The 22,513-nt window shown below is 47.7% G+C and carries 24 protein-coding genes; 13 read left to right on the forward strand and 11 right to left on the reverse strand.

Features of this window, described 5'->3' with window-relative positions:
* Positions 1-2 precede the first annotated feature (2 nt).
* Entirely contained in the window at positions 3-707 is a 705-nt protein-coding gene (locus CSUNSWCD_RS05230; protein WP_009494792.1) for a flagellar basal body rod modification protein, read from the reverse strand.
* Positions 708-754: 47 nt separating this feature from the next.
* Positions 755-2,203 carry a flagellar hook-length control protein FliK gene (fliK, locus tag CSUNSWCD_RS05235; protein ID WP_009494793.1) on the reverse strand — a complete coding sequence of 483 codons (1,449 nt, stop codon included), beginning with the start codon at positions 2,201-2,203 and terminating at the stop codon, positions 755-757.
* A 118-nt stretch (positions 2,204-2,321) separates the two neighbouring features.
* Between fliK and typA the strand changes: the two genes are divergently transcribed.
* The 8 genes from typA to CSUNSWCD_RS05275 all read left to right on the forward strand — a co-directional run bounded on the left by typA (position 2,322) and on the right by CSUNSWCD_RS05275 (position 9,821).
* Positions 2,322-4,130, forward strand: coding sequence for a translational GTPase TypA (gene typA / locus CSUNSWCD_RS05240; protein WP_009494794.1), 1,809 nt, complete (start codon positions 2,322-2,324; stop codon positions 4,128-4,130).
* A gap of 233 nt (positions 4,131-4,363) precedes the next feature.
* Positions 4,364-4,624, forward strand: coding sequence for a heavy-metal-associated domain-containing protein (locus CSUNSWCD_RS05245; protein ID WP_009494796.1), 261 nt, complete (start codon positions 4,364-4,366; stop codon positions 4,622-4,624).
* Entirely contained in the window at positions 4,621-4,887 is a 267-nt protein-coding gene (locus CSUNSWCD_RS05250; protein ID WP_009494797.1) for a heavy-metal-associated domain-containing protein, read from the forward strand. The genes CSUNSWCD_RS05245 and CSUNSWCD_RS05250 overlap by 4 nt, the downstream gene beginning before the upstream one ends.
* 457 nt (positions 4,888-5,344) lie before the next feature.
* Positions 5,345-6,517: a MalY/PatB family protein gene (locus tag CSUNSWCD_RS05255; protein ID WP_009494799.1), complete on the forward strand. Its 1,173-nt coding sequence runs from the start codon at positions 5,345-5,347 to the stop codon at positions 6,515-6,517.
* Between the two features lie 214 nt (positions 6,518-6,731).
* Positions 6,732-7,205 carry a cyclic pyranopterin monophosphate synthase MoaC gene (gene moaC, locus CSUNSWCD_RS05260; protein ID WP_034964408.1) on the forward strand — a complete coding sequence of 158 codons (474 nt, stop codon included), beginning with the start codon at positions 6,732-6,734 and terminating at the stop codon, positions 7,203-7,205.
* Positions 7,180-7,443, forward strand: a complete 264-nt coding sequence (locus CSUNSWCD_RS05265; protein WP_009494801.1) for an HP0495 family protein — start codon at positions 7,180-7,182, stop codon at positions 7,441-7,443. The genes moaC and CSUNSWCD_RS05265 overlap by 26 nt, the downstream gene beginning before the upstream one ends.
* 8 nt (positions 7,444-7,451) lie before the next feature.
* Positions 7,452-8,732 (forward strand): hypothetical protein, encoded by a 1,281-nt coding sequence (locus CSUNSWCD_RS05270; protein WP_009494802.1) that lies wholly within the window; start codon positions 7,452-7,454, stop codon positions 8,730-8,732.
* 147 nt (positions 8,733-8,879) lie between these two features.
* On the forward strand, positions 8,880-9,821 hold the full coding sequence (locus CSUNSWCD_RS05275) for a DUF4299 family protein (RefSeq protein ID WP_009494804.1): 942 nt from the start codon (positions 8,880-8,882) through the stop codon (positions 9,819-9,821).
* 230 nt (positions 9,822-10,051) lie between these two features.
* Here CSUNSWCD_RS05275 and CSUNSWCD_RS05280 read toward each other — a convergent pair whose 3' ends face one another.
* Positions 10,052-10,855, reverse strand: coding sequence for a hypothetical protein (locus CSUNSWCD_RS05280; RefSeq protein ID WP_244263913.1), 804 nt, complete (start codon positions 10,853-10,855; stop codon positions 10,052-10,054).
* A gap of 86 nt (positions 10,856-10,941) precedes the next feature.
* Entirely contained in the window at positions 10,942-11,808 is an 867-nt protein-coding gene (locus CSUNSWCD_RS05285; RefSeq protein WP_009494807.1) for a DUF3137 domain-containing protein, read from the reverse strand.
* A gap of 68 nt (positions 11,809-11,876) precedes the next feature.
* Here CSUNSWCD_RS05285 and CSUNSWCD_RS05290 point away from each other — a divergent pair, with 68 nt between their 5' ends.
* The gene (locus tag CSUNSWCD_RS05290; RefSeq protein WP_009494808.1) at positions 11,877-12,077 is read left to right on the forward strand and encodes a hypothetical protein; all 201 of its coding nucleotides are present in this window, start codon (positions 11,877-11,879) and stop codon (positions 12,075-12,077) included.
* Here CSUNSWCD_RS05290 and CSUNSWCD_RS05295 read toward each other — a convergent pair.
* From CSUNSWCD_RS05295 to dnaG, 4 genes are all read right to left on the reverse strand, one after another.
* The gene (locus CSUNSWCD_RS05295) at positions 12,074-12,628 is read right to left on the reverse strand and encodes a LemA family protein (RefSeq protein WP_009494809.1); all 555 of its coding nucleotides are present in this window, start codon (positions 12,626-12,628) and stop codon (positions 12,074-12,076) included. The two genes, CSUNSWCD_RS05290 and CSUNSWCD_RS05295, sit on opposite strands and share 4 nt — an antisense overlap.
* A gap of 395 nt (positions 12,629-13,023) precedes the next feature.
* Positions 13,024-13,599, reverse strand: coding sequence for a restriction endonuclease (locus CSUNSWCD_RS05300; RefSeq protein ID WP_244263914.1), 576 nt, complete (start codon positions 13,597-13,599; stop codon positions 13,024-13,026).
* Between the two features lie 549 nt (positions 13,600-14,148).
* Positions 14,149-15,135 carry an argininosuccinate synthase domain-containing protein gene (locus CSUNSWCD_RS05305; RefSeq protein WP_009494813.1) on the reverse strand — a complete coding sequence of 329 codons (987 nt, stop codon included), beginning with the start codon at positions 15,133-15,135 and terminating at the stop codon, positions 14,149-14,151.
* A complete protein-coding gene (gene dnaG, locus CSUNSWCD_RS05310; protein ID WP_009494814.1) occupies positions 15,132-16,790 on the reverse strand; it encodes a DNA primase in 1,659 nt (552 codons plus the stop codon). The genes CSUNSWCD_RS05305 and dnaG overlap by 4 nt, the downstream gene beginning before the upstream one ends.
* A gap of 63 nt (positions 16,791-16,853) precedes the next feature.
* Between dnaG and CSUNSWCD_RS05315 the strand changes: the two genes are divergently transcribed.
* Genes CSUNSWCD_RS05315 through aroC form a run of 4 tightly spaced genes read left to right on the forward strand, consistent with a single transcriptional unit; the run spans position 16,854 to position 20,188 of the window.
* Positions 16,854-17,879: a tetratricopeptide repeat protein gene (locus CSUNSWCD_RS05315; protein WP_034964442.1), complete on the forward strand. Its 1,026-nt coding sequence runs from the start codon at positions 16,854-16,856 to the stop codon at positions 17,877-17,879.
* Positions 17,857-18,294: a ribonuclease HI gene (gene rnhA / locus CSUNSWCD_RS05320; RefSeq protein ID WP_009494816.1), complete on the forward strand. Its 438-nt coding sequence runs from the start codon at positions 17,857-17,859 to the stop codon at positions 18,292-18,294. Before CSUNSWCD_RS05315 ends, rnhA begins: the two co-directional genes overlap by 23 nt.
* Positions 18,294-18,962, forward strand: coding sequence for a ribonuclease III (rnc, locus tag CSUNSWCD_RS05325; protein WP_009494817.1), 669 nt, complete (start codon positions 18,294-18,296; stop codon positions 18,960-18,962). The genes rnhA and rnc overlap by 1 nt, the downstream gene beginning before the upstream one ends.
* A complete protein-coding gene (gene aroC / locus CSUNSWCD_RS05330) occupies positions 18,959-20,188 on the forward strand; it encodes a chorismate synthase (protein WP_009494818.1) in 1,230 nt (409 codons plus the stop codon). The genes rnc and aroC overlap by 4 nt, the downstream gene beginning before the upstream one ends.
* A gap of 325 nt (positions 20,189-20,513) precedes the next feature.
* Here the strand turns inward: aroC and CSUNSWCD_RS11885 are convergent, their stop codons facing one another.
* The 3 genes from CSUNSWCD_RS11885 to CSUNSWCD_RS05340 all read right to left on the reverse strand — a co-directional run bounded on the left by CSUNSWCD_RS11885 (position 20,514) and on the right by CSUNSWCD_RS05340 (position 22,501).
* Complete coding sequence (locus CSUNSWCD_RS11885) at positions 20,514-20,642, reverse strand: hypothetical protein (protein ID WP_009494819.1); 129 nt, start codon at positions 20,640-20,642, stop codon at positions 20,514-20,516.
* Positions 20,643-20,959: 317 nt separating this feature from the next.
* Positions 20,960-21,529: a ribonuclease HII gene (locus tag CSUNSWCD_RS05335; RefSeq protein WP_009494820.1), complete on the reverse strand. Its 570-nt coding sequence runs from the start codon at positions 21,527-21,529 to the stop codon at positions 20,960-20,962.
* Between the two features lie 90 nt (positions 21,530-21,619).
* On the reverse strand, positions 21,620-22,501 hold the full coding sequence (locus CSUNSWCD_RS05340) for a hypothetical protein (RefSeq protein WP_009494821.1): 882 nt from the start codon (positions 22,499-22,501) through the stop codon (positions 21,620-21,622).
* Between the last annotated feature and the right edge of the window lie 12 nt (positions 22,502-22,513).

Genomic DNA, 22,513 nt, shown 5'->3' on the forward strand with positions numbered 1-22,513 from the left:
ATTTATCCTTTTGACGGCTCGGTAAATTCTTTTACTTTGTCGATGCTGACGTATTGTCCGCCGACCTTTACTTGCGCGACGCCGTCGATAAATTTGACGCCCTCTACTAGGTAGTTGCCTACGCCGCCGGTTTTGGCGCCGCCAGCGTGATCGACATAGTTTATCTCTACCGAGTAGGTGCCTGCTTTTGCGTCGTTGCCCGCGCTATCCTTGCCGTCCCACTCGAATGTATTGGCTCCGGCGCTAGCTTGGCCGAATTCTAGCTTTCTTACGAGTTTGCCGGTGCCGTCTTTGATATTTATTGTGCCGCCTTTTGCCGCGCTTTCTAAAAATCCCGCAAATTTGACGCCCGAGCCCTCTTCTTTTACGATACCGCTATCGCCGATTTTAGCCATCTTGCCTAGCACCCCGACGGCGTACATATTGGTGCTATTTTTTAGCTGATCAGCTAGCTTTTGCATCATTTTGTTCGTATTTTCTTGCATTTCAAGCGAGGCTAGCTGGCTAGTTTGAGTTAGCATTTTTTCCGTATCCATCGGACTTGTCGGGTCTTGATACTGAAGTTCGGTCAAAAGAAGTTTCATAAAAGCGTCCTTGTCTAGCTGGGCGTTTGGATTGGTGCCTGCGGCCTTTTGTAAGGCGTCCGCCGATTTTTTGGCGGCTTGGTTGTTTACCGTAAAGTTATTGGTTTCTAGTCCGTTTGACATCTTTTATCCTTTAAATTTTTATATCTCAAGCAAATTTGATTCCAAATTTACACATATCGTGGAACGACGAGCTCTAAACGAGGCGCGGACGGTTCGCTTTGCTCTGCGTCGTCGGAGCTAAATTTGGAGCCTTTGTAGCTCTTTTGCCCTTGCTCTTTTTTAGGCTGATTTTGATCGCTAAAGTTCATCTCAAGCTCGGTAAAACCCATGTTTACGAGGCTGTTTTTAAACTCGGCCTGATTTTGTAAAAATAGGTTCATCGTCTGCGTATTTGAGTTGAAATTTATATGCAGATTGTTGCCGCGATTTACCATCGTGATCTCGACCTCGCCCAAATTTAGCGGATTTAGCGTGATGTTAAAGCGCATGAAAGGCGATTTATATGCTGCGACTTGCTCTTTTAAATTTGAGCTAAAGTTATCAAACGTCTCGCGCACGGCCTGGAAATTTCTACTTTGCGCCTTGGCGTTTGAGATGACGTCTTTTACCATCGCGTTTAGTTCGCTGTTTTCGCCGTTATCGCTTTGGGTCTTGGTTAAAATTTGCTCTTCGGCGTTTTCGCGCTCGGGAAATAGCAAATTTTGTAAATTTATCTTTTTAGAGTCTTGGCCGAGCACTGATTTTTCGCTTTTTGCGGCGGTTAAATTTAGCTCGCTTTCGGCTTTAAGGTTTGGTTTCTCGTCTTTTAAATTTGTCTCTTTTTCGCCATCGTTTTTTACCGCTTCTTTTATGATTTTGGAGTTTTGAGCCAAATTTTGTGCGTCTTGCGCTTTTGCATTGGCGTCTTTGGGCTGGGCTTTGTTTTGCTCTTCTTGTACGGCGGCGAGTAGTTTATTTAGCGTATCTTTGGGTTCTGGCTCGCTTGCGCTTATCGTCTCTTCGACCTTGTTTTTTAGCTCGCTAAATGCGAAATTTTTCTTAGGAGTTACTGGTTCAAAGAAATCTTTTTTCGCCAAATTTGGAAATTTCTCACCCAGTTCGTCAGCCTGAGCTTGTGTTACTTCGATATTTTCTAGACCTAAATTTAGCTTATTTGCGATCTCTATTAGCTCGTTTAGATTTTTGGCTCCCCTTAGCTCGTTTAGCGTCGTTTCGCTTGAGAGTGCTTTGGCTAGGCGGTTTTCGAAATTTGGAAATTTGCTGATTTTTTCGCCGCCGCTAAGCATCTCTAAAATTTGCAAAAGCTGCATAAAAGTCGCGTTTTCAAATAAATTTTCTGCCGCTTCCTCGCCTAAAATTTCTTTTACGTCTGTGCTTTGTATGGGCGCTTTGGTTTGCTGATTTTGAGCCGTTTGAGTGGATAAATTTACGGCTTTTGCCATCTCTTTTAGGTCTTTTGCGCTTAAATTTTCGCCCTTTTTCGCGGCCGCGTCTAGCACCATAGAGAGAAATGCGCCGTCCTCTTTACCGCCTTTTTGCGAGCTTTTGCTCTGCTTTTTCACGCCGCCTTTGATGCTCGCGTCAAAGGACAAAATATCGTTTTGAGTTGTCTGCATAAAAACCCTTTAAATTTAACTTTCATGAACCTTGCAAGAAACGTTCCAAAGTAGCTTTATTATTTTTATAAGGAAAATTTGGCTAAAATCAGCCCCATTTTAATAACGGAGAAAAATTTTGGAAAAGATACGAAACATCGCCGTCATCGCTCACGTCGATCACGGCAAAACCACGATGGTTGACGAGCTCTTGAAACAATCGGGTACTTTTAACGAGCACCAAGCCGTCGGTGAACGCGTGATGGACAGCAACGACATCGAGCGCGAGCGCGGCATCACGATTCTCTCGAAAAACACTGCGATCCGCTACAAGGACACCAAAATCAACATCATCGACACCCCGGGCCACGCCGATTTTGGCGGCGAGGTGGAGCGCGTGCTAAAGATGGTCGACGGCGTTTTGCTGCTCGTAGACGCACAAGAAGGCGTAATGCCGCAGACTAAATTCGTCGTGAAAAAAGCGCTCTCGCTCGGCCTTCGCCCAATCGTCGTCGTAAATAAAATCGACAAACCCGCAGCCGATCCTGATCGCGTGATAAACGAGATTTTCGACCTTTTCGTGGCGCTTGAGGCAAACGACGAACAGCTGGAGTTCCCAGTCGTTTATGCAGCGGCTAGAAACGGCTACGCGAAGCTAAATTTGACCGACGAAAACGTAAATATGCAGCCGCTTTTCGAGACGATTTTATCTCACGTTCCGGCTCCTAGCGGCGATATAAACAACCCTTTGCAGCTTCAGGTTTTCACGCTTGATTACGACAACTATGTCGGTAAAATCGGCATCGCTCGTATCTTTAACGGCAAAATTTCTAAAAACCAAAACGTGATGCTCGCTAAAGCCGACGGCACGAAAACTACGGGCAGAATTTCAAAACTCATCGGCTTTTTGGGTCTTGAGCGCCGCGACATCGACGAGGCGCAGGTGGGCGATATCGTGGCGATAGCGGGCTTTGAGGCGCTGGACGTCGGCGATAGCGTCGTAGATCCAAACTCTCCGATACCGCTTGATCCCCTAAAAATCGAGGAACCTACGCTTAGCGTCGTGTTTAGCGTAAACGACAGTCCGCTAGCGGGTACCGAGGGTAAACACGTAACATCAAACAAACTCGACGAACGTCTAGCTAGCGAGATGAAAACCAATATCGCGATGCGCTACGAAAACATCGGCGAGGGTAAATTTAAGGTTAGCGGCCGCGGCGAGCTACAGATCACGATTTTGGCCGAAAATATGCGCCGAGAGGGCTTTGAGTTTTGCCTCGGACGTCCCGAGGTTATCGTAAAAGAGATCGAAGGCGTACGCTGCGAACCGTTTGAGCTGCTAGTGTGCGACGTGCCGGACGAGTTTAGCGGCACCGTGATCGAAAAGCTCGGACGCAGAAAGGCCGAGATGGTCTCGATGCACCCGACCGGCGACGGACAGACCAGGATCGAGTTTGAGATCCCTGCGCGCGGTCTTATCGGTTTTAGAAGCCAGTTTTTGACCGATACGAAGGGCGAGGGCATCATGAACCACAGCTTCCTTGAGTTTCGACCGCTCATCGGTAGCGTCGAGCACCGCAGTAACGGCGCTCTAGTCTCGATGGAAAACGGCGTGACGCTAGCGTATAGCCTCTGGAACTTGCAAGATCGCGGCGTCCTTTTCGTCGATCCGCAAACCAAGACCTACGTGGGCATGATCATCGGCGAGCACAGCCGTCCAAACGATCTGGACGTAAACCCGATCAAGGGCAAAAATCTCACCAACGTGCGCGCTAGCGGCTCTGACGATGCTATCAAGCTCGTGCCGCCTAGAAAGCTCAGCCTAGAGCGCGCTTTGGAGTGGATCGAGGAGGATGAGCTGGTCGAAGTCACGCCGTCAAACATACGCGTGCGTAAACGCTATCTAGATCCTACTATACGCCGCAGAATGGCAAAAACCAAAGAATAAATTTTATAAATTTAGCCTGTAAATTTGCACTTTTGCGGGCTAAATTTTGCTCTTTAAGTGTTCTCGCAATATTTTTCACTCGCTTTAAATCCGCTCAAATTTGATGTCAAATTTTAGTTTTAAATATAAGTAAAAAGTAAATTATATTACATTTTAATATAAATAGAAATAATAAATATATAAGAAATATAGTGATACAATTTCACATCAAATATTATTTTTAAGGAGCGATTGTGAAGAAAATTTTACTTTTGGCGGCGATTTGCGGCGCTGTTTTTGCGCAGCAAACCTACGAACTAAATGTACCAAATATGAACTGCGGCGGTTGCGCCAAGAAAATCGAAGATGCCGCAAAGGGCGTCAAGGGTGTCACCGCAGTGAGCTATGATCTAAAAAGCAAAGACGTAAACATCACCGCAGATAACGGCGTGAACGTGATGGATGTCGTGAACGCGATCCAAGCCAAAAAATACAAAGTCGGTATCAAAGAATGAAAAAGCTAGCTCTAGCGCTGGCGCTTTGCGCGGCGGCGTTTGCGGACAAGACTTTAGTTTACGAGATCCCAAACATGGCCTGCGTGAGCTGCTACGAGGTCATCACGCAGACGCTAAATACGCTTAACGGCGTGAAGAAATTTGAGGTAAATTTGGAAGCTAAAACGGCCGACATCGTCGTCCAGGACGACTTTGCCGAAAATACGGTCGTAGAGGCGCTCAAAAAACAGGGCTATCAGGCGATTTTAAAATCTGCTAAATAGTGTTTATCGGTCGTATCTGAGTTTAAATTTACGATGATTTTGGCTTCGGATACGGCTTTTTGAAAACGTTGCTTCACTCTAAGTGGAGTAAATTTTAGCAATAGCCTTAAAATTTTGCAAAAGAGTTTTAAGGCTCTAAAACTCTAGCCTCAAATTTTATCTCTTTTCTGAAATATTTAAAATATACGTAAATGCAAAATAGCGGGACAGAAATGTACCAAAAAAGCGACGACTAAGACATAAAAAACTGCAAACCCTATCAATCACATACTTATCACTAAAGCAAGCAGCAAGTCGTCCATCTTTAGCGCCTCCGTTGTATAAATTTAGTAAATTTTAGATGTAATTATAAAAAATCTCGTATTAAAAATCGGTTTTACGTAAAATTGCGGCGAAATTTCAAATTTTACCCGTCAAATTTGCTAAAATACCCGCAAAAATCACGCAAGGAGAGCAAATGAAATACGATTTTGATACGCCTGTAGAGCGAGGCGGGACGTATTCGTCAAAGTGGAAAACGAGTGGCGACGAGCTACCGATGTGGGTGGCGGATATGGATTTTAAGGTCGCGCCGGAGATTTTAGAGGCATTGCAAAAACGGCTGGATAACGGAGTTTTTGGATATTCGTACGTGCCGCAGGAGTGGAGCGAGGCCATCTGCTCGTGGTGGAGCAGGCGTCACGACGTCAAATTTGACCCAAGCTGGCTGATTTTTTGCACGGGCGTGATCCCGATCATCAGCTCTGCCGTGCGCAAATTTACGAGCGTGGGCGATAAAATCGTGATCCAAAGCCCCGTCTATCACGTCTTTTACCGCAGTATCGAAAACAACGGCAGGATCGCGCTTACAAACGAGCTAGCATACGACGGGCGCGGCTACGATATCGACTTTGCAGACCTCGAAGAAAAACTCGCCGACCCGCTAACGACGATGTTTATCCTTTGTAACCCGCACAATCCAGTCGGCAAAATTTGGAGCAAGGAAAAGCTAGCCAAAATCGGCGAACTATGCGCTAAACACGGCGTTTTGGTGATCTCCGACGAGATTCATTGCGACATCACGAGCCCCGGCAAAAGCTACATACCCTTTATCCGCGCGAGCGAGACTTGCAAAAACATCTCGATCACCTGCGTTTCGCCGACTAAAGCCTTTAACATCGCCGGCTTGCAAAGCTCCGCCGCTGTGGTGCCAAACCCAAAACTGCGCGCTAAAATGGCAAAAGCCATCAACGACGACGAGGTCGGCGAGGGCAACGCATTTTCTTGTATCGCGGCGATCGCGGCGTTTGAGCGAGGCGAAGCGTGGCTCGAGCAGATGCGTGAATACCTAGAGCAAAACCGCAAAATCGTAAGCGAGTTTTTGCAAAACGAACTGCCGCAGATTAGGCTTGCAGAGCAGGACGCCACGTATCTGCTATGGCTTGACTGCCGCGAAATTTGCGACGACGCGAGCGATTTTCATAAATTTTTACGCCAAAAAGCGGGTCTTTGGCTAAACGACGGCAACGCGTATAGAGGCGAGGAAAAATGCTTCTTGCGCCTCAATATCGCCACGCAAAGATCGCGCGTGCTAGAGGGGCTAAAACGCCTAAAATCAGGCGCTCTGGCCTACGCGAAAAGTAGGGAATAATATATTTACGAAAAATTGGGATAAAATTTAGACCTTTTTGGTATGATTTGCGCGTCCGACAAGAAAACCTCCTTTTTGTAACGGCGCCTCGGCTCCCCCTGCCGGGGCGTTTTTGTCTTATTCATTAAGCTTTTTTAGTTATAATCCTTCTCATAAATTTACCACGCCTAGCTCAAATTTAAGCAAATTTAGCGTTTCAGGCGAAAGGACGAAAATGCTAACTCACATAGACGAAAACAACCGCCCAAAAATGGTCGACGTAAGCGACAAGGGCGTAACTACGCGCATAGCCGTAGCAAGCGGCATCATAAAAATGTCGCGCGAAGCCTTTGACGCGATCAAAAACAACACCGGCAAAAAGGGCCCGGTTTTGCAAACCGCCGTCGTAGGCGCGATAATGGGCGCGAAAAAGACGAGCGAACTCATCCCGATGTGCCATCCGCTGCTAATCAGCGGCATAAACTGCGACATCGAGGAGCTAACCCAAATCTGCGCCTACAAGCTAACCGTTAGCGTTAAGATAGACGGCAAAACAGGCGTCGAGATGGAGGCGCTAACAGGCGTTAGCGTCGGGCTACTAACGATCTACGATATGATAAAAGCGATAGATAAAACCATGCAGATAACAGATATCGCGCTAGAAAGCAAGAGTGGAGGCAAAAGTGGCGACTACGTGCGATCTAAATAAAGAACCAGAAATCATCTATCCAAATTTCTGGGAATACAAAATCATCGTGCTTGATAGTGAAAACGCGCAAGCTATCGTGCAGGGCGTCGTAGGCGAGAGGCAACACAAGATAACGCCGTCAAAATCGAGCAAAGAGGGCAAATACAAAGGCTACAATCTAAGCGTTTTGGTTAATTCTAACCAGGAGCGATTAGAAATTTTTTCCGCGCTAAGACGCGTTTGCAAATACGTACTATAAGGACTTTCATGCAAAATTTAGTCTTCATTCAAACCATAAAAGAGAACAAAAACGACCCGCAAATTTCCGTTTTGATCAGGGAATTTGCGCTAAGCGAGTTTAGAAAAAGCGTCAAAGGCGCAAAAAACGGCGACGAAAACGCGGCTCTAGCTGAAGAGTTTGAGCAAATTTGCGAGGCGCTAAAGGGCGAGGATCTGCTAAACCGCCAAAACGTCGCCAACCTCATCCAAAGCGCGGGCGACGCGCTCAGCGAGGCAAAAGAGCAGTATATCCACCGCCTGATCTACGAAAAAGAGCAGATCGAGCGGCAAATTTACGCGCAAAAAGACGAGATCAAAAATGACGTTCGCGCGCTGCTTGAAAATATGGAAAATTTCATAAAAAGCAGCGACCTGGCGGATAAAGATGAAATTTTAACCGCGATAGACGAAAAAATGCTCTGTGAGCTACAAATGCTGGGAATCCTAAAAGAAACCACCGAGGCGGCGTTTCTAACTGCGATCGAAAAGGGCGACGACGTAAAAGACACGGTCGAGCAAATCGCCAAAAACGTCGTGCTTAGCGCGATAAACGAGGGCGAAGCGAGCAAGGAGCGCATCCTGGAGATCGCAAGGACGGTCTGCGAGGCGGCGAGCGAGATAGCCGACGTCGATCAGGCCTTTGCCAAAGAGCTAATAAGCGGCGCGATCGGCGGCGTAAAAGAGGCGCTTGGCAAGAGGACGGAGAAGTTTATCGAGGAGATCAAATTTGCCCCGGACGGCCAGACGCTGCTTGGCGAGGCTAGAGAATTTGTAAGGCTCGAGGAGAGATTTGTAGCGATGCTGCGCGATATGGCGCGCTCAGATGAGCCGTCTGCCGCCGTGATAAACGAAATCCTAGACGAGTCCATAGATAGCTACTTCGCCAAATTTAAGCGCCTGCAAAACGACGTTTCGCGCCAAATCGAGCTTCAGCTAGAGGAGCTAAAATTTAACGAAAATATCGATAAATTCGCTAGCCTTGCGGGAGCTAAATTTGAGGAGCTAAAGCGCGAGGTCGGTCAAGCCGGCGATAAGCTTAAAGAAAATTTTAACGCCAAAGAACGCATCGAAGCGCTAAAAAAAGAGATAAACGACTTTGAAAAGCGAACCGAGGAGAAGCTAACCGAGATAAGTGCTAGCGAGATCGGCGAAAACCTCAAAGCAAAATCAAAAGAACTAGGCGAAAAGCTCTACAAAGCCGCCGAAAATCTCATAAAAACCGCTAAAGAAAAGATCGGCAAAAAAGAGGATGAGAAAAAGGACGAGTAAGCTAAGCTTGGGCGCGTATGCTTAAATTTGCGCCCGGATTTTACTTACCTGCTACAAACGGCGGCAAATTTGACGCGGTAAATTTGCGCTCAAATTTGACTCCGTCAAAACGCCGCGAAAGTCAAATTTAACCCCAAAGGATCAAAAGTGAGTATCACCTTTTTTGTTAAAAATAAAAAGAAGTTTCTAGTCGGCCTTGCGCCCGTGATGAGCGTGGAGGAGGCGCTGCGGTTGGTGCCAAATTTATCACAGTTTAACGCCGATGAAGACGACGAGGAGTTTGACGCAGATAGCTTTTATGGCGCGAAGCTTGACGAGTTTGACTGCCTCGTTGCCGGCACGGACGGGCTTAGCGGGCGCGGCTTTGAGATCGGATACGAAGACGGCGCCTACAACGTCCGCATCGGCACGCCAAGCACCCGCACGGACTGGAAAATCGCGCTAGAATATCTAAAAAACCTAGCCATAAAAATGGACGGCGAAATCGTGAGCGAGGACGGCGAGAAATTTAGCGCGCAAAATATCGAAAGCTTTAACTATGAGCACGACATACGCGCGGGGCTAGAGGTGATAGAGCAAAATTTGCAAAAAGAGGCGCAAATCAGCACTATTTACGGCATAAGAAACGAAGTGTCGTTTGATAAAAAGATCATGGCTCGCATACTAGGTGCGAAGGATCCAGCGGACGAATTTGGCAAATTTGTAACCGGTATCCAAAATTTGAATGCGTATTTTGCAAATCAGATGTTTTATCGCAGGAACGATAGCGGCGAGATCAGCGGAGATTACGTCCTGTCGCAAGACGTCGTTACCGTGCTGCCGTATGAACCTAGCGTGGAGTATAAAAATTTGCAAATGCTAGGCGATGAGAAAGTCGCGCGGTGGAAGATCGCGATATTTGGCGGAGAGGGCGACGATGAGGAAAAATACGAAATCCTAGCGACGCTGAAATATGAAAGTTTCATCCAAAATTTGCCAAAAGATAAATACAAATTTATCGATGCGAAAAATATCGTCGTAAGCGCGTTTAGCAAGGCAGAATTTGACGAGCTAATCGCAAAATGCGGCGAAGATGGGCTAGCGGACTAAGCGGCTTTTTGCTGGCAGATATCCGACTCCTCGCTTTTAAAAGAGGTACAGTGCAGGGCAAATTTAAGCCGGCCGCTCGATTTAAATTTGCCGATTTCATTTAAAAACGCTCGATACATCGACTGTTAAAGCAAAAGATAAAACATGGCAGTTTTGGGCTAGGCTAATTTATTTTATTCGCAAGCAAGTCCGGTAAAATCAGCTACGGGTTTTGATTTTATACAGTCGTTTCAAATTTGCTCCCCATATTTTGCTTCGCCGACCTTGTCCGTTTTCACCCAAGCCGCGATATAGATGAAAAACGAAGCCACGAGCAAAAAGAAACCAAATACCGCCAAAACACCGCTCGCCCACAGTAGCTCGCCCGCAAAAAACGTGCAAACGTAGATGCGAAAAAGCCCGTTTCTAGTTAGCCTCGCAAGCTCGAAAAAGACCCTCCCCCACACGAACGCGACGTAGCCTAGTAGCAGTAGCGCGATGACGGCGACTAGCTTAGCTAGCGGATGAGCCGCGTCCGCCATATAGGACGCCAGCGTCGCCGTGACGTGAGCGACGAACATCACGATCATCGCCTTGCCGTAGTTTATGTGCAGATCCTCGCTGTGAGCGAGCTTGGCGACTCCGCCTAGCGCCGCGTAGGTTAGCAGTGCGGCTGCTATGACGGCGAGATTGTCCGCGATCTGCAGCGCCAGTCCCGAGTAACTAGCGATAAAGTACGCGTAGATCTTGATCACGGCCGGTACGATGCCCGATGCGATACCCAGCATCCTAGCCCGCTCAAACGCCGCGCTCTCTTTTAACGCAGCCTTCGTCTCCTCGCTTCTGACGTTTTTCGTCGAGCGCTTTTCGCCCTCGTCTGCGATCACAAATACATCTCTCGCAAACGCCCCATCAGGCCGAAACGCCGCTCGCTCGCCGCCGCTAGGTCGCCCCGAGCGCACGTCCTCGAAGCTAAATTTATAGTATTTGCCGTCATCGCCGATTATCGTCGTTTCGTTGATCGCTACGCCCTTCACCAACTCTCCTTTTTGCATTTTTGCCGCCCTGTTTTAGATTAGCCCGCTTGTTTGCGTTTTTAGGGTGCGGGTTATGCCGCCTGTCAAATTTGACGCCAAAGTCCCTAGTCCAGCCAAATTTTACGGTTTAGCCGCAGCTCCTCGACGATACGAAGGAAGCCTCCGATCTCGTCTTTGTAAAATCTATTTGCCCCTTTGCCCACGAGCGGACGGCGCAGATCGGGCTCGAAGTTATCGCGTCCCGTGCGGATCGCCATGCAGATTTTATCGCCGACTAGCACGATATTTATAGGGCGGTGAAATCTCGTTTTTAGCAGTTTTAGATTTTCCATCAGACTAGGCGTGAGCGCATATCTAGCCTCGATCTGATCAGTCGTATAGACGCGAAATAGCCGCTCAAACTCAGCGTCGTCCATCCTCGCACGCTTGCCGCCGTAGTCCTTAAAATCATCCATCCCGCTGCAAATTTGAGTGACGCCCTTTAGCCGTTTAGGAAAATCGGCGACGAACAAAATCCCCGCAAAAAGCACTCTATGCGTCTTGTTTCCGTGTAGATCCTCTTTGATGCTTATCGCCTCTACGTCGCTAAATTTGACCCGCACTCCCTCTATCTGCCCGAAAATCAGGTCGTTGCCCGAGTATTTGTCGATGTCAAAATCATAAATCATATAAAGATAATCGCTCTCTACGCACTCGCCCGGATAATACGCCAGACCGCAGCTCTCCACGATGCTCCTCACGACTTTTCGCTTAAATTTAAAGGTAAAGCTACCCGTGAAAATACTCTCGAAAAAATAGTACATCGCAGCCCCGCAGACCACAAACGCGACCGCGCTAAGGACGGCGTTTTGCGCGGCTAAATAAAGTAGCCAAGCTAGCGCGGCGGCGACAAAGACGCAGGTGAGCTTTAGCCTAAAAAGCGAACGCAAAACCTTTTGCCGCTCAAGCTCTAGCAAGGCCAGATCGTCCATTTTTGCTCCTGTTTTTAATCTAACGCCTTTTGCAAATTTGGCTATTTTGCGGGCTTTAGCCTTTAAATTTGCGTTTTAAACCGCTTAAATTTAAGCTCTTTTCTGTGGGCGGCGACGCTCAAATTTGGATCAAATTTGGCTCAAATTTACCGCCCGCGCCGCTTTTGTGCTCAAATTTAACGAGCCGACGAAGCCCGCTCGTGTTTTCAAGGACGCAGTTAAAGCGCTCAAATTTAACGTCAAATTTGACGAAACGAGCGCAAATTTAGCGGTTAAAAAGCTCGTGCACGTCGTGCGGGTCGTCTTGACCTTTCGGCACCTCGAAAAATGCCGCCTTGTGAAACCTCGCCCAGCTAGCGACGATGTTTGACGGAAACATCTCCACGGCGTTGTTATAATCAGTCACTGCGGCGTTGTAGGCGCGGCGCGCGGCGGAGATCTGCTCCTCAACATCGTTTAGCGTCTTTTGCAGGTGCATGACGTTTTCGTTGGCTTTGAGCTCGGGGTAGTTCTCGACGACGACGTTGAGCTTTGAGATGAGGTTTGACAGCTCGCCGTTTAGCGCAAATCTCTGCTCGTCGCCCGCGGCCTTTTGAATACCGCTTCTAAGCGCGGAGATGTTTTCTAGCAGCTCGCGCTCGTGCGTGATGTACTGCTTGACGGTGGCGACGAGGTTTGGGATGAGGTCAAAGCGCTTTTTTAGCTGCGTATCGACGCCGGATCTGATGTTTGAGACTTGGTTGCGCTTGCCCACCAGCGAGTTGTAGACTGAGATGACTATGAGCGCGAGGACGGCAATGATGCCTAAAACGATGTACATTTTTGCTCCTTTTTTGGGTGCAATTATAGCCAAACGGGGCTAAAATTCGTAAATTTAGGCTTGATTTTGGGCTTTTGGACGGCTGTTTGGGGCTGCTCTTGTGCGGGGTTTTTGATTGTTTGCGCGGTTTGTTTGCACTAGCTCGGCTTGACGGCGGATGCTTTTGTTGTCACTGCTTGCGAGATCAAATCGGCCCTCAAATTTATGCGCTCCGCAAAGCTGCCAATTTAACCATAGCCAAATTTAACGGTAAATTTTAAAAGAGAAAGCAAATTTCATTGCGTTGTTATTACGGTCTTTGCGGCATTGCGTTCGATTTAACGGCCGGCTTTATTGCGGACGAGGATAAGATGTAAATTTGATAAAAATAGAGTTGCGACAAATGGTTTTGGATTTTACGTCAACGCGCTTAACTGTTTGCTTGCAAGCAGTTTTTCTAGTTTGCGATTTTTAAAGAATTTGACGACGTCAAACGCGATCTTGGCAGCCAGAAGCGCCAAAAAAACGTGTCTAAAAGCATAAAATTTGCCTAGATATTTATGCTTTTTCATGAGCTTTAGCGCGAGTGTTTTTATCGCTTCTATCGGTTTTTTGATTGCTTCGCCGATCATTTTGTCCTTTATCTCGTGGACAACGAGAGCGGTAACGGTTTTTAGGTATTTTTTCGTTTTGGGGGCGGGTAAATTTTGCGTCGCAGTTTTGCCGTAAACGCCGTCAACCCAATCCTCAAAATTTTGCCGCGCGTTTTTGCTTTTTAGGAGTTTTTCGCCGGCTTTGCTTATCTCGTAAATCCCTCGCGAGGTCTTTAAAACGATCCTTTTTTCTTGCGGTAAAGCTTGAATTTTGGGGCTATTTGCTATGACGCTTAAAAGCGCGTCCGCTTTACTCTGGCTTGCACCAGTTTCGCGCGATAAAAACTCCGCTATCTCCTTACGACTTGCCTTTTTTCTCTCGTTTAAAAACTGCGCCAACAAAAATAATCCTTGATAATCCATCGCAAAAACTCTCATTATTATATTAAATTGAGAATTATACTTAAAATATCTCAAAATAAAATAAAAGCCAGTATCATTTTGATTTTGGCGCGTTGAGCTATAAACCAAAATTTGAGCTTTTTACGACATTTTTGGCATAAAACAAAGGACTTGAATTTCAAATTTGGGATTAATCTACATAAAAGCGACGGTATTTACGGTAAATTTTACCAAATCGCGCAGAGTAGTCCAGCTAACGCTGGTCGGTAAAATTACAAAAGATAGCAAATTTACCGACTAATCATACGCACAAAAAGTGCGAAATTTAGTTGCCCGTCAGTCTAAATTTGAAGCTTGGGCTTTAGCAAATCAAGCAAATTTAAGCCCAAAGTAGCCAGAAATTGGTGCCAAATTTATCTCGCGAGCAAATCCAAATTTGAGATGGCAAAGGATATATCGCTAAATTTTAGCCATCAAAATTTACTGCGAAAGCAATCTCAAATTCGGCGTCAAATTTATTTTGCTGGCGAGCTTTTTAAGGTAAATTTAACTAACAAAAAACTCCTGCGCAGCCTGCTTGCTCTCAAAAGGTTTCACGCAAATCTCGCGCTCGCCGATCCTAGCTCGCACCGCCGTATCTTTGTCTGCTCTTGTATAGGCAAGCGCCAGCCGCACGGCTAACTCGAGGTCGGCTTCGTTAAATTTAGCATCCACGAAGCTCACCGCGCCCACGATATCGCCGTCAAATTTGATCTGCGTAAATTTTGGATTATTTAGAGCTAGCAGTTTGGCGTTGTCGTTTTCGTCGCGGCCGATGACCATTTTGGTGCCGTTTGTTAGGCGCAGATGTCGTCCGAGGCGCAGTAGCTGCATATCAGCGCTCGTCATATCCGGGTCAAATTTGATGAAATCTTTGATTTTATTCGCAAAGCTCTCGATCGTGAGCAGGCACCCGCCGCCGGGCGTCTCGTACTCGCTAAAGCCAAACTCTTTCGCAAGCGCGAGCTGTCTCTTGCGGTCGCGTCCGCTGATGGCGAGCAGCTTGCTGCGATCGACCCAACCCTCGCGCTCGGGCTTCGTGGGCTTCATCAGCTGCGCAGACATCGGACGCAGGATGAGGTCCTCCTCGTCGCCTGCGGCGTTTTTGACCTGCGCCATCGCGTCGCGCCTCTGGCTCATCGGACGCTGACCGATCACTTCGCCCGTCGCGATAAAGTCCGCACCCTCCGAGCGCATCATCGCAAGCGCCGTTTTAAACATATACCCGTGGCAGTCGATGCATGGGTTAAAGTGCTTGCCGTAGCCGTATTTTGGCGTGAAAAGCACGTCGCGTAGGTATTCGTTTCTGATATCGACCATCTTAAAATCGGCTCCGGCTTCGTTTGCGCGGCGGCGTAAAATTTCCGCCTTTTTCTCGTCGCCGCTAAAGCCGATGTCGATGTGGATCGCAGTGACATCGATGCCTTGAGCTGTTAGCAGCTTGATGGCGATCATGCTGTCCAGCCCGCCGCTAAATAAAACTAACGCTTTCATTTTTTAAGTTCCTCGATAATTTTTTTTATTTTTGATAGTATTTGTTTTTTTTCCTCTAAAGGAATTTGTTTTGCCGAATATTCTTTGTGCAAATTCTCGTAAAATCTCACTTTTAAAATAACTATATTTTTTAAAATTTCATCCTCGTCTTTAAAGGCATCGTAGTTTTCAAACATCAGCTCGCGCACGGCGGGATCGTCCGCGCTGGCCCCCTGCGCGACCGCTTCGTAAATATCTCTGTGACGGACGAAATACTCCGTTTTTAAATTTTCTAAAACAATTTTTTTAAAATTTGGATTTTCGATCATCGTTTTTAAAAACCGAATTTCAAGTATATCTTTACGCCCGCGCTGATTTTTGCCCAAATTTTGCATTTCGTAGGCCTGCATGCGCTCTTTGGCGGCTTGCGTATTTGCGCCTCTAGTTAGCCAAAACGACCCCTCGGCTATCTTTAAAATTTTAGCCACGAGCGGGATGTAGGAGTTTGCGACGATGGGCTTTAGGCTCGCGGTAAAGGCCTGGATCGCTTCTAGCGCTTTTTGCTTTTGCACGGGGCGCGAGAGGTCAAAGCCGCTAGCTAAATGCCTGATGTAAAATTCGCCAATCTCCATGCCGCTTTCAAAAATTTGCCGCAGATACTCTATCTTGCCGGCTACCACCATATCGGCCGGATCTGCGCCACCTTCTATGATGACGACGCTACCGTCGATTTCGTTTTGCGCGAGCAGTAGGGCGGACTTCGTCGCGGCGTTTATACCCGCCTCATCGCCGTCAAAGCACAAGATAACGCTAATCTCGCCGCGTTTTAAAAGCGGCAGGTGCTTGGTCGTGAGCGCAGTTCCAAGCACGGCTACGACGTTGTTAAAGCCCGCCTTGTGCAGCATGATGACGTCCATGTAGCCTTCGGTGATGATGATCTGATTTTTGGTGAAAATTTCTCGCTTTGCTAGGTGGTAGCCGTAAAAAAGAGTCGATTTGTCAAAAACCGCGGACTGGGGCGAATTTACGTATTTAGCGGGGTTGCCGCTGATCGTGCGTCCGCCAAATCCCACCAGCCGCCCCGCATGCGTGTAGATAGGAAAGGTGATTCGGTTTATGAAACTCGCGTAAATGCCGTTTTCGTTTTGCTTTACGATGCCGACTTCTAGGGCTTCTTTGGGTTCGATTTGCTCGTTTTGCAGTAGCCTTATCGTCTGCGCGCTCTCGGGTGCGAAACCCAGCTCAAATTTATCTATCAGCTCGTCTGTTACACCGCGCGAGTACAGATAACTGGCGGCCGCGGGAGTTTTGTAAAGCAGCGAGCGGTAAAAGGCATTCGCGTTTTCTAGGATGTGCTTGTTTTCCTTCGCCGGTTCGCCGCCTCGCACGTAGTTTAGTGTGAAATTTTGCAAACTAGCGATCTTTTCGACGGCTTCGGGGTAGCTTAGCTTTTCGTAGTCCATCACGAATTTGATCGCGTCGCCGCCGGCTTTGCACGAAAAGCAGTGAAATATCCCGCGCGACGGGCTCACGCTCATGCTCGGGTTTTTATCGTCGTGAAACGGGCAGACGCACACGAAGTTCGCGCCACTTTTTTTCAGCGGCAGATAGTGCCCGACGACATCGACGATATCGGTTTGCGCTTTTAGTCTTTCTATTGATTTTGGATCGATCATAAGCGAGATTATACAATCGTTTTGCTATAATCGGCGTTAAATTTGACTTTAGAAAGCGGCATTTTGGATATATTTTTTATCGAATTTAGAGACCCGATTTTCGGTCTCGTGGTGCTAGTCGCCGCGGTGCTCGTGATCGCCGTTTTTAGCTACGCATGGGGCGTTTTTAAGAACAAAGACGAAAAGGCGGAGATCGCGGGATTTTTGAAAAAATTCGGCAAATCTCAGGGTCTGAGCGACGAAAACAAACAGCTTTTGATAAACTCGGGTGCAGATACGGCTACGATGTGCTTTTTGGCGGGGACGTTTTCAAAAAGCGGGTATTTTGAAAAGGCTATCAACGTCTATGCCGTGGCTTTGGAGCGGGCTAAAAACCGCACGGCAAAGGAGCAAATTTTCACCGATCTTGGTCAAACTTATTTTAAGGCGGGCTTTTTGGAGCGCGCAAAGAGCGTATTTTTAGAGGCGCTAAAAATCTCCCCGCGAAATCAAATCGCGCTAAAATCTCTAACGATAATTTTCGAAAAACTAAAAGACTACGAGGGCGCATTGCAGACCCTGGATGCTTTGCAGGAGCTTGGCAGTGACGTGAGAGCGCAGACGGCGTATATCAAGGCGCTGCAAATTTTAGCGGATAAAAGCAAAGATGAAACCGCTAAAATCGGCGAAATTTTAGCCCTAAAGGACGAATTTGCGCTCGTGCGCCGAATGGCGATGGAGAGGCTAAATTTAAGCGGCTCGGCTCTTAAAGATTTTGCCGATTTCCCGCCGCTTGAGGATGTTTTGGATTTGGTTTATTATCAAAACTCGCCCGTAAATTTAACCGATCCCGAGTATAAGAGCCTGTTTTTCGTAAAAGGCATGAGCGACGAGGACGGCGCACCGCTAGGCTTTGAGCTAGAGGTTTTAAAGAAGCTAAAAGCGGCAAACTACGACAAAGCCGCGCTTAGCTTTAACTACGTTTGCAAGAGCTGTAAAAACGCCTTTCCGATGCATTTTTACCGCTGTCCGATGTGTAGCGAGCTAGGCAGCGTGCAAATTTTGCCTCACATCACGGAAAAATCCGATGAAAACAGTATGCCTTTTTAGCGACGGCTCGTGTCTGGATAACCCAGGTCCTGGCGGCTGGGCATACACCCTAGAGTACGGAGAGCACAAAAAAACGGCAAGCGGCGGCGAGGCGCACACGACAAATAATCAAATGGAACTACGCGCTGCGATCGAGGGGCTAAAGGCGCTAAAACAGCCCTGCCGCGTAAAGCTCTACACCGATAGCTCATACGTCGCAAACGCCGTAAATGCGTGGCTAGAGGGCTGGGTCAAAAAAAACTTTAAAAACGTAAAAAACGTCCCTCTGTGGCAGGAGTATCTGGCTGCTAGCGAGCGGCACGAGGTCGAGGCGATCTGGGTCAAAGGCCACGCCGGACACCCGCAAAACGAGCTTTGCGACGAGATGGCGCGCGAACAAGCCGTAAAGATAAAAAATAACTTAAAAGGCGAATAATGCGAAATTTGGAAGAAAAATTAGGATATAAATTTAAAGACGAAAAGCTGCTAAAAACTGCGCTCACGCATAAAAGCGTAAAAGGCGGCGCAAACAACGAGAGGCTCGAGTTTTTGGGCGATGCGGTGATGGATCTAGTGATCGGGGATTATCTTTTTCACAAATTTTCGCGCCTAAGCGAAGGCGATCTAAGCAAACTGCGCGCCGCGCTCGTAAATGAAAAAAGCTTCGCCGAGCTGGCTAAATATCTAAATTTAGGCCAACTCATCAATATCTCGCCCGCCGAGGAGCACAACGGCGGACGGGCAAAAGCCTCGATCTTATCAGACGCCTTTGAGGCGCTGATGGGCGCGATCTACCTAGAAAGCGGCTTTGACGCCGTACGCGCGGCTAGCCTAAAGGCCTTTGAGAGATGCTACCCCGATATAAATTTCGACCGCATGGTAAAAGACTACAAAACCGCGCTGCAAGAGCTCACTCAAGCGCGCTTCGCCGAGATACCAAAATACGTGCTGGTGGGCTCAAAAGGCCCCGATCACAAGAAGGAATTTGAGATCGCGCTGATGCTAAACGAGCGCGAGATCTCGCGAGCCGCGGGCAAGAGCAAAAAAGAAGCCGAGCAAAAAGCCGCTAAAACCGCGCTTGAGATTTTAGGAGAGGGCAAGTGAATACCTTTGGGCGCAAACTAACGCTAACGACGTTTGGCGAGAGTCACGGATCGGCGATCGGCGGCGTGCTAGACGGCTTTCCTGCAGGCGTGCGTATTGATTTAAATTTTATCCAAAGCGAGCTTGATAAGCGAAAGCCGGGCGGCTCTAAATTTGCCACGGCAAGGAATGAGGGCGACCGCGTGGAGATTTTAAGCGGCGTGTTTGAAGGTGTCAGCACTGGCACTCCGATCGGTTTCATCATCCGAAACGAAAATCAAAAATCGGGCGATTATGAAAATTTACGCGAGCTCTTTCGTCCCGGGCACGCCGACTACGCCTACTACCGCAAATACGGCATCCGCGACCACCGAGGCGGCGGACGCAGCTCGGCTAGAGAGACGGCCGTGCGCGTGGCTGGCGGTGCGATAGCTCAAATTTTGCTGGACGAATTTGGCATGAGCGTACAAAGCGGCGTGGCTAGCGTGGGCAAAATTTCGTGCGGCGAGCGGTTAGACTTTGATCTCGCGGCGCGCTCGGAGATATTTTCGCTAGGCAACGAAGAAGCGATGAAAGAAGAAATCCTAAAAGCTAAGCAGGAGCACGACAGCGTCGGAGCTAGCGTCGTTACGGTTATCCACGGCGCGCCGGCTGGGCTTGGCGAGGGGTTATACTATAAATTTGACGCGGCAATTGCGGCTGCGATGATGGGCATAAACGGCGTCAAAGCCGTAGAGATCGGCGAGGGCGTGAGTGCTAGCAAGATGCGCGGCAGCGAAAATAACGACTCGATGGGCGCAAAATATGCGCACGTAAATTCGGGAGGCTCGGCTCGCGGCGTAAATTTGAGTAGCTCGGACGACTCTGCTCTTGACGGTGCGGGTGAGCGGTCAAATTTAAACGGAGACAAATTTGACGAATTTAAAAGCGCTTGCCGCGACTCAAATTCAAACGAGAAATTCGGTTTTACCTCAAATCACGCGGGCGGAACACTGGGCGGCATGACGAGCGGACAAGAGATCGTGATAAAGACGCATTTTAAGCCGACTCCGTCGATATTTTTATCACAGCCGACGCAAAACGTGCGCGGCGAGGACGCCATCTGCGAGCTGCGCGGACGGCATGACCCGTGTATCGGAGTGCGCGGCAGCGTCGTAGCAACTGCGATGGCTAGACTAGTAACGGCTGATATGCTACTTTTAAATTTGAGCGCAAATCTAGCAAATTTAAAGAGAATTTACGGCTAACTCCAAGATAACCGCGCCCTAAACGAAGCGTAGCAAAACAGACGCTACGCGCGTGAAATTTGCGAGGATTTTTACGCATAGCAAAGATGTTTGGCGAATTTATATTTATGATATAAATGGCGAGAAAAACGGCTAACGGACGCATTTGATATAAAAATGTCTCACACGGCGGCTTAGGAAATTTGCTCGCAGGCGCCGTAAAATATCTAAAATTTATGCAATAAATCATAGAAAAATAGGGCACAGCGAGGGGCTAGAAGCGCGTAAATTTAGACTTTTTAATCCTAACGCCAAGCGCAAATACGCCCTCAAAAAATCGCGACAATCAGGCTACGAAGCGCGAAAATCTAAGCCTTAGCACGATATTTACGCGAACAAGTCGGTTGCTAGCATTTACGAGAAATTTTGTAGTTTTTAAAAATATCTTGCGCGAAATAAGCCAAATTTGCTTCATTTTTGTGTTTAAATTTGCGGTATTTTTAACTAAAATTTAGAGTTTTACTGCTACGCCAAGCGGTGGTCGCCCTGAGGTCAACGGCATTGCGACAAGCGTGTGTAAATATCAAATTTACTCTTGTTTTCTTGTAAAATCAAATTTGGCAATTAGGCCGTATCGCGTAACTCGGTCACTCATAAGGTCGCCGATAATACAGTTAAATTTAAAGACATTCCAGTTTTAGTTTTTTGACGTTTATGCGTAAAATTCGTATAATTTATCGTCGCGCAAATGTTCAATCTATTTTACGAAAACAAGGCTACGCAAAGTCAATTTTACTCATCAAACAGTCCGCGCTCAAAGCTTTTTACGCGAAAGCTGCGCCTTTGAAGCGGCGAGTCGCCAAGCCTCGCGATCGCGTCTAGATGCGCTTTTGTGCCGTATCCTTTGTGCGTGGCGTATCCGTAGCCCGCATGCACGCCGTCCCACGCCCTCATCAGCGCGTCGCGGCTTACCTTGGCTAGGATGCTTGCGGCGCTCACTTGTGCTACTTTACCGTCGGCTCCGACCATTGTTTTTATGCCAGTGCCGTAGTTTGCATTGCCGTCGTAGAGCAGCTCGCAGTTCGTAAAATGCGTCATAAATAGCCGCAGCGCACGTCTAAGGCACTCGCTAAGGCCTAGCTCGTCGATTTGCTCGTTTGAAAAATATACGATAAGAAAGTCCGAGTTTTTGATGATCTCGCGAAACAGCCGCTCGCGCCGCTTTTTAGTTAGTTTTTTTGAGTCGTTTAGGCCCGCTATCTCGCGCTTTAGTACGCATGCAGCCACCGCCAAAGGTCCAGCCAGCGCGCCGCGACCCGCTTCGTCGATACCGCAGATTTGGGCGTCAAATTTGTTTTTCATCGGCATGCTTTCAAATAAATTTTGTAAAATTTAAGCTATCAAATTTTGTCTTGCATGTTTCAAGGTTTCCTTTTCTGGCGGAAAAGTTGGCTAAAACAGCCCGAAATTTTGTTTTAAATGCTCTTTGATGGGCTCAAGCGGTAGCGAGATCTCGTTATTTTTACCGCCGGCCGTGCCGTCATAAAAGGTAATGCCGCTTGGCGAAAGCGTAAAATTTTCGCTCGGAGTTATCTTTTCTTTTGCAAAGAGTGCCGTCAAATTTGCATCGTTTGGATCCTTAAAAACGTCACTCAAATTTACCTTTTTTAGGTTTTTGAGCCAGACGGTTTTGCAGATTTTTCCGCTTGCGCCTAGTTCACATATGCTTCTTATTTTACCGTTTTGATACTCGAGGTTATTTAGCGCGTTTGCGGCGTTTTTTGATGGGTCTTTGAGCCATGCCGACTTAAAATTTTCAAGCTTTGCGGCGAGGGATTTTTTGTTATTTTGTGCAAATTTTGGCGAGTAAAAGTCGCTTGCTACGGCTTCAAATCGCGCTGCGTCTCGCCCGATCTCTTGCAGTCCGAGCGCGGCAAAATCATAGCTTGCGACCTGCTTTATCGCGGCTTTTCGCGCCTTGCCTCTGATAGCTAGTTTGCCCGTCAGTTCGCCGTTATCCGCTTTTACGCTTAGATTTAGCCACTCGGTGACCGCGTTTACGGCCATTATATCGGCACCCGATTTGTCGATGCTACCTTTACTAAAGTCGTATCTGGCACCCTCAAAAAATGCGTGACCTTGAAATTTGGGCGGCAAAACGGCGCCCTTGTCGCTAAAATTTTCAAACTCGGCCTCAAGCTCGCTGATGTAGAGCTCAAATTTACTCCCGTCCGCCTCGCCTGCAAATTTATAAATTTTGCCCTCATTTTCGTGCCTGATCTCGTAGCCTAGCGCCAAAACGCAGGCTAAAAATATCGCCGCAACCGCTCTCATAATCACTCCTTT

This window comes from Campylobacter showae CSUNSWCD, assembly GCF_000313615.1.
In the GTDB taxonomy this organism is placed as follows: domain Bacteria; phylum Campylobacterota; class Campylobacteria; order Campylobacterales; family Campylobacteraceae; genus Campylobacter_A; species Campylobacter_A showae_A.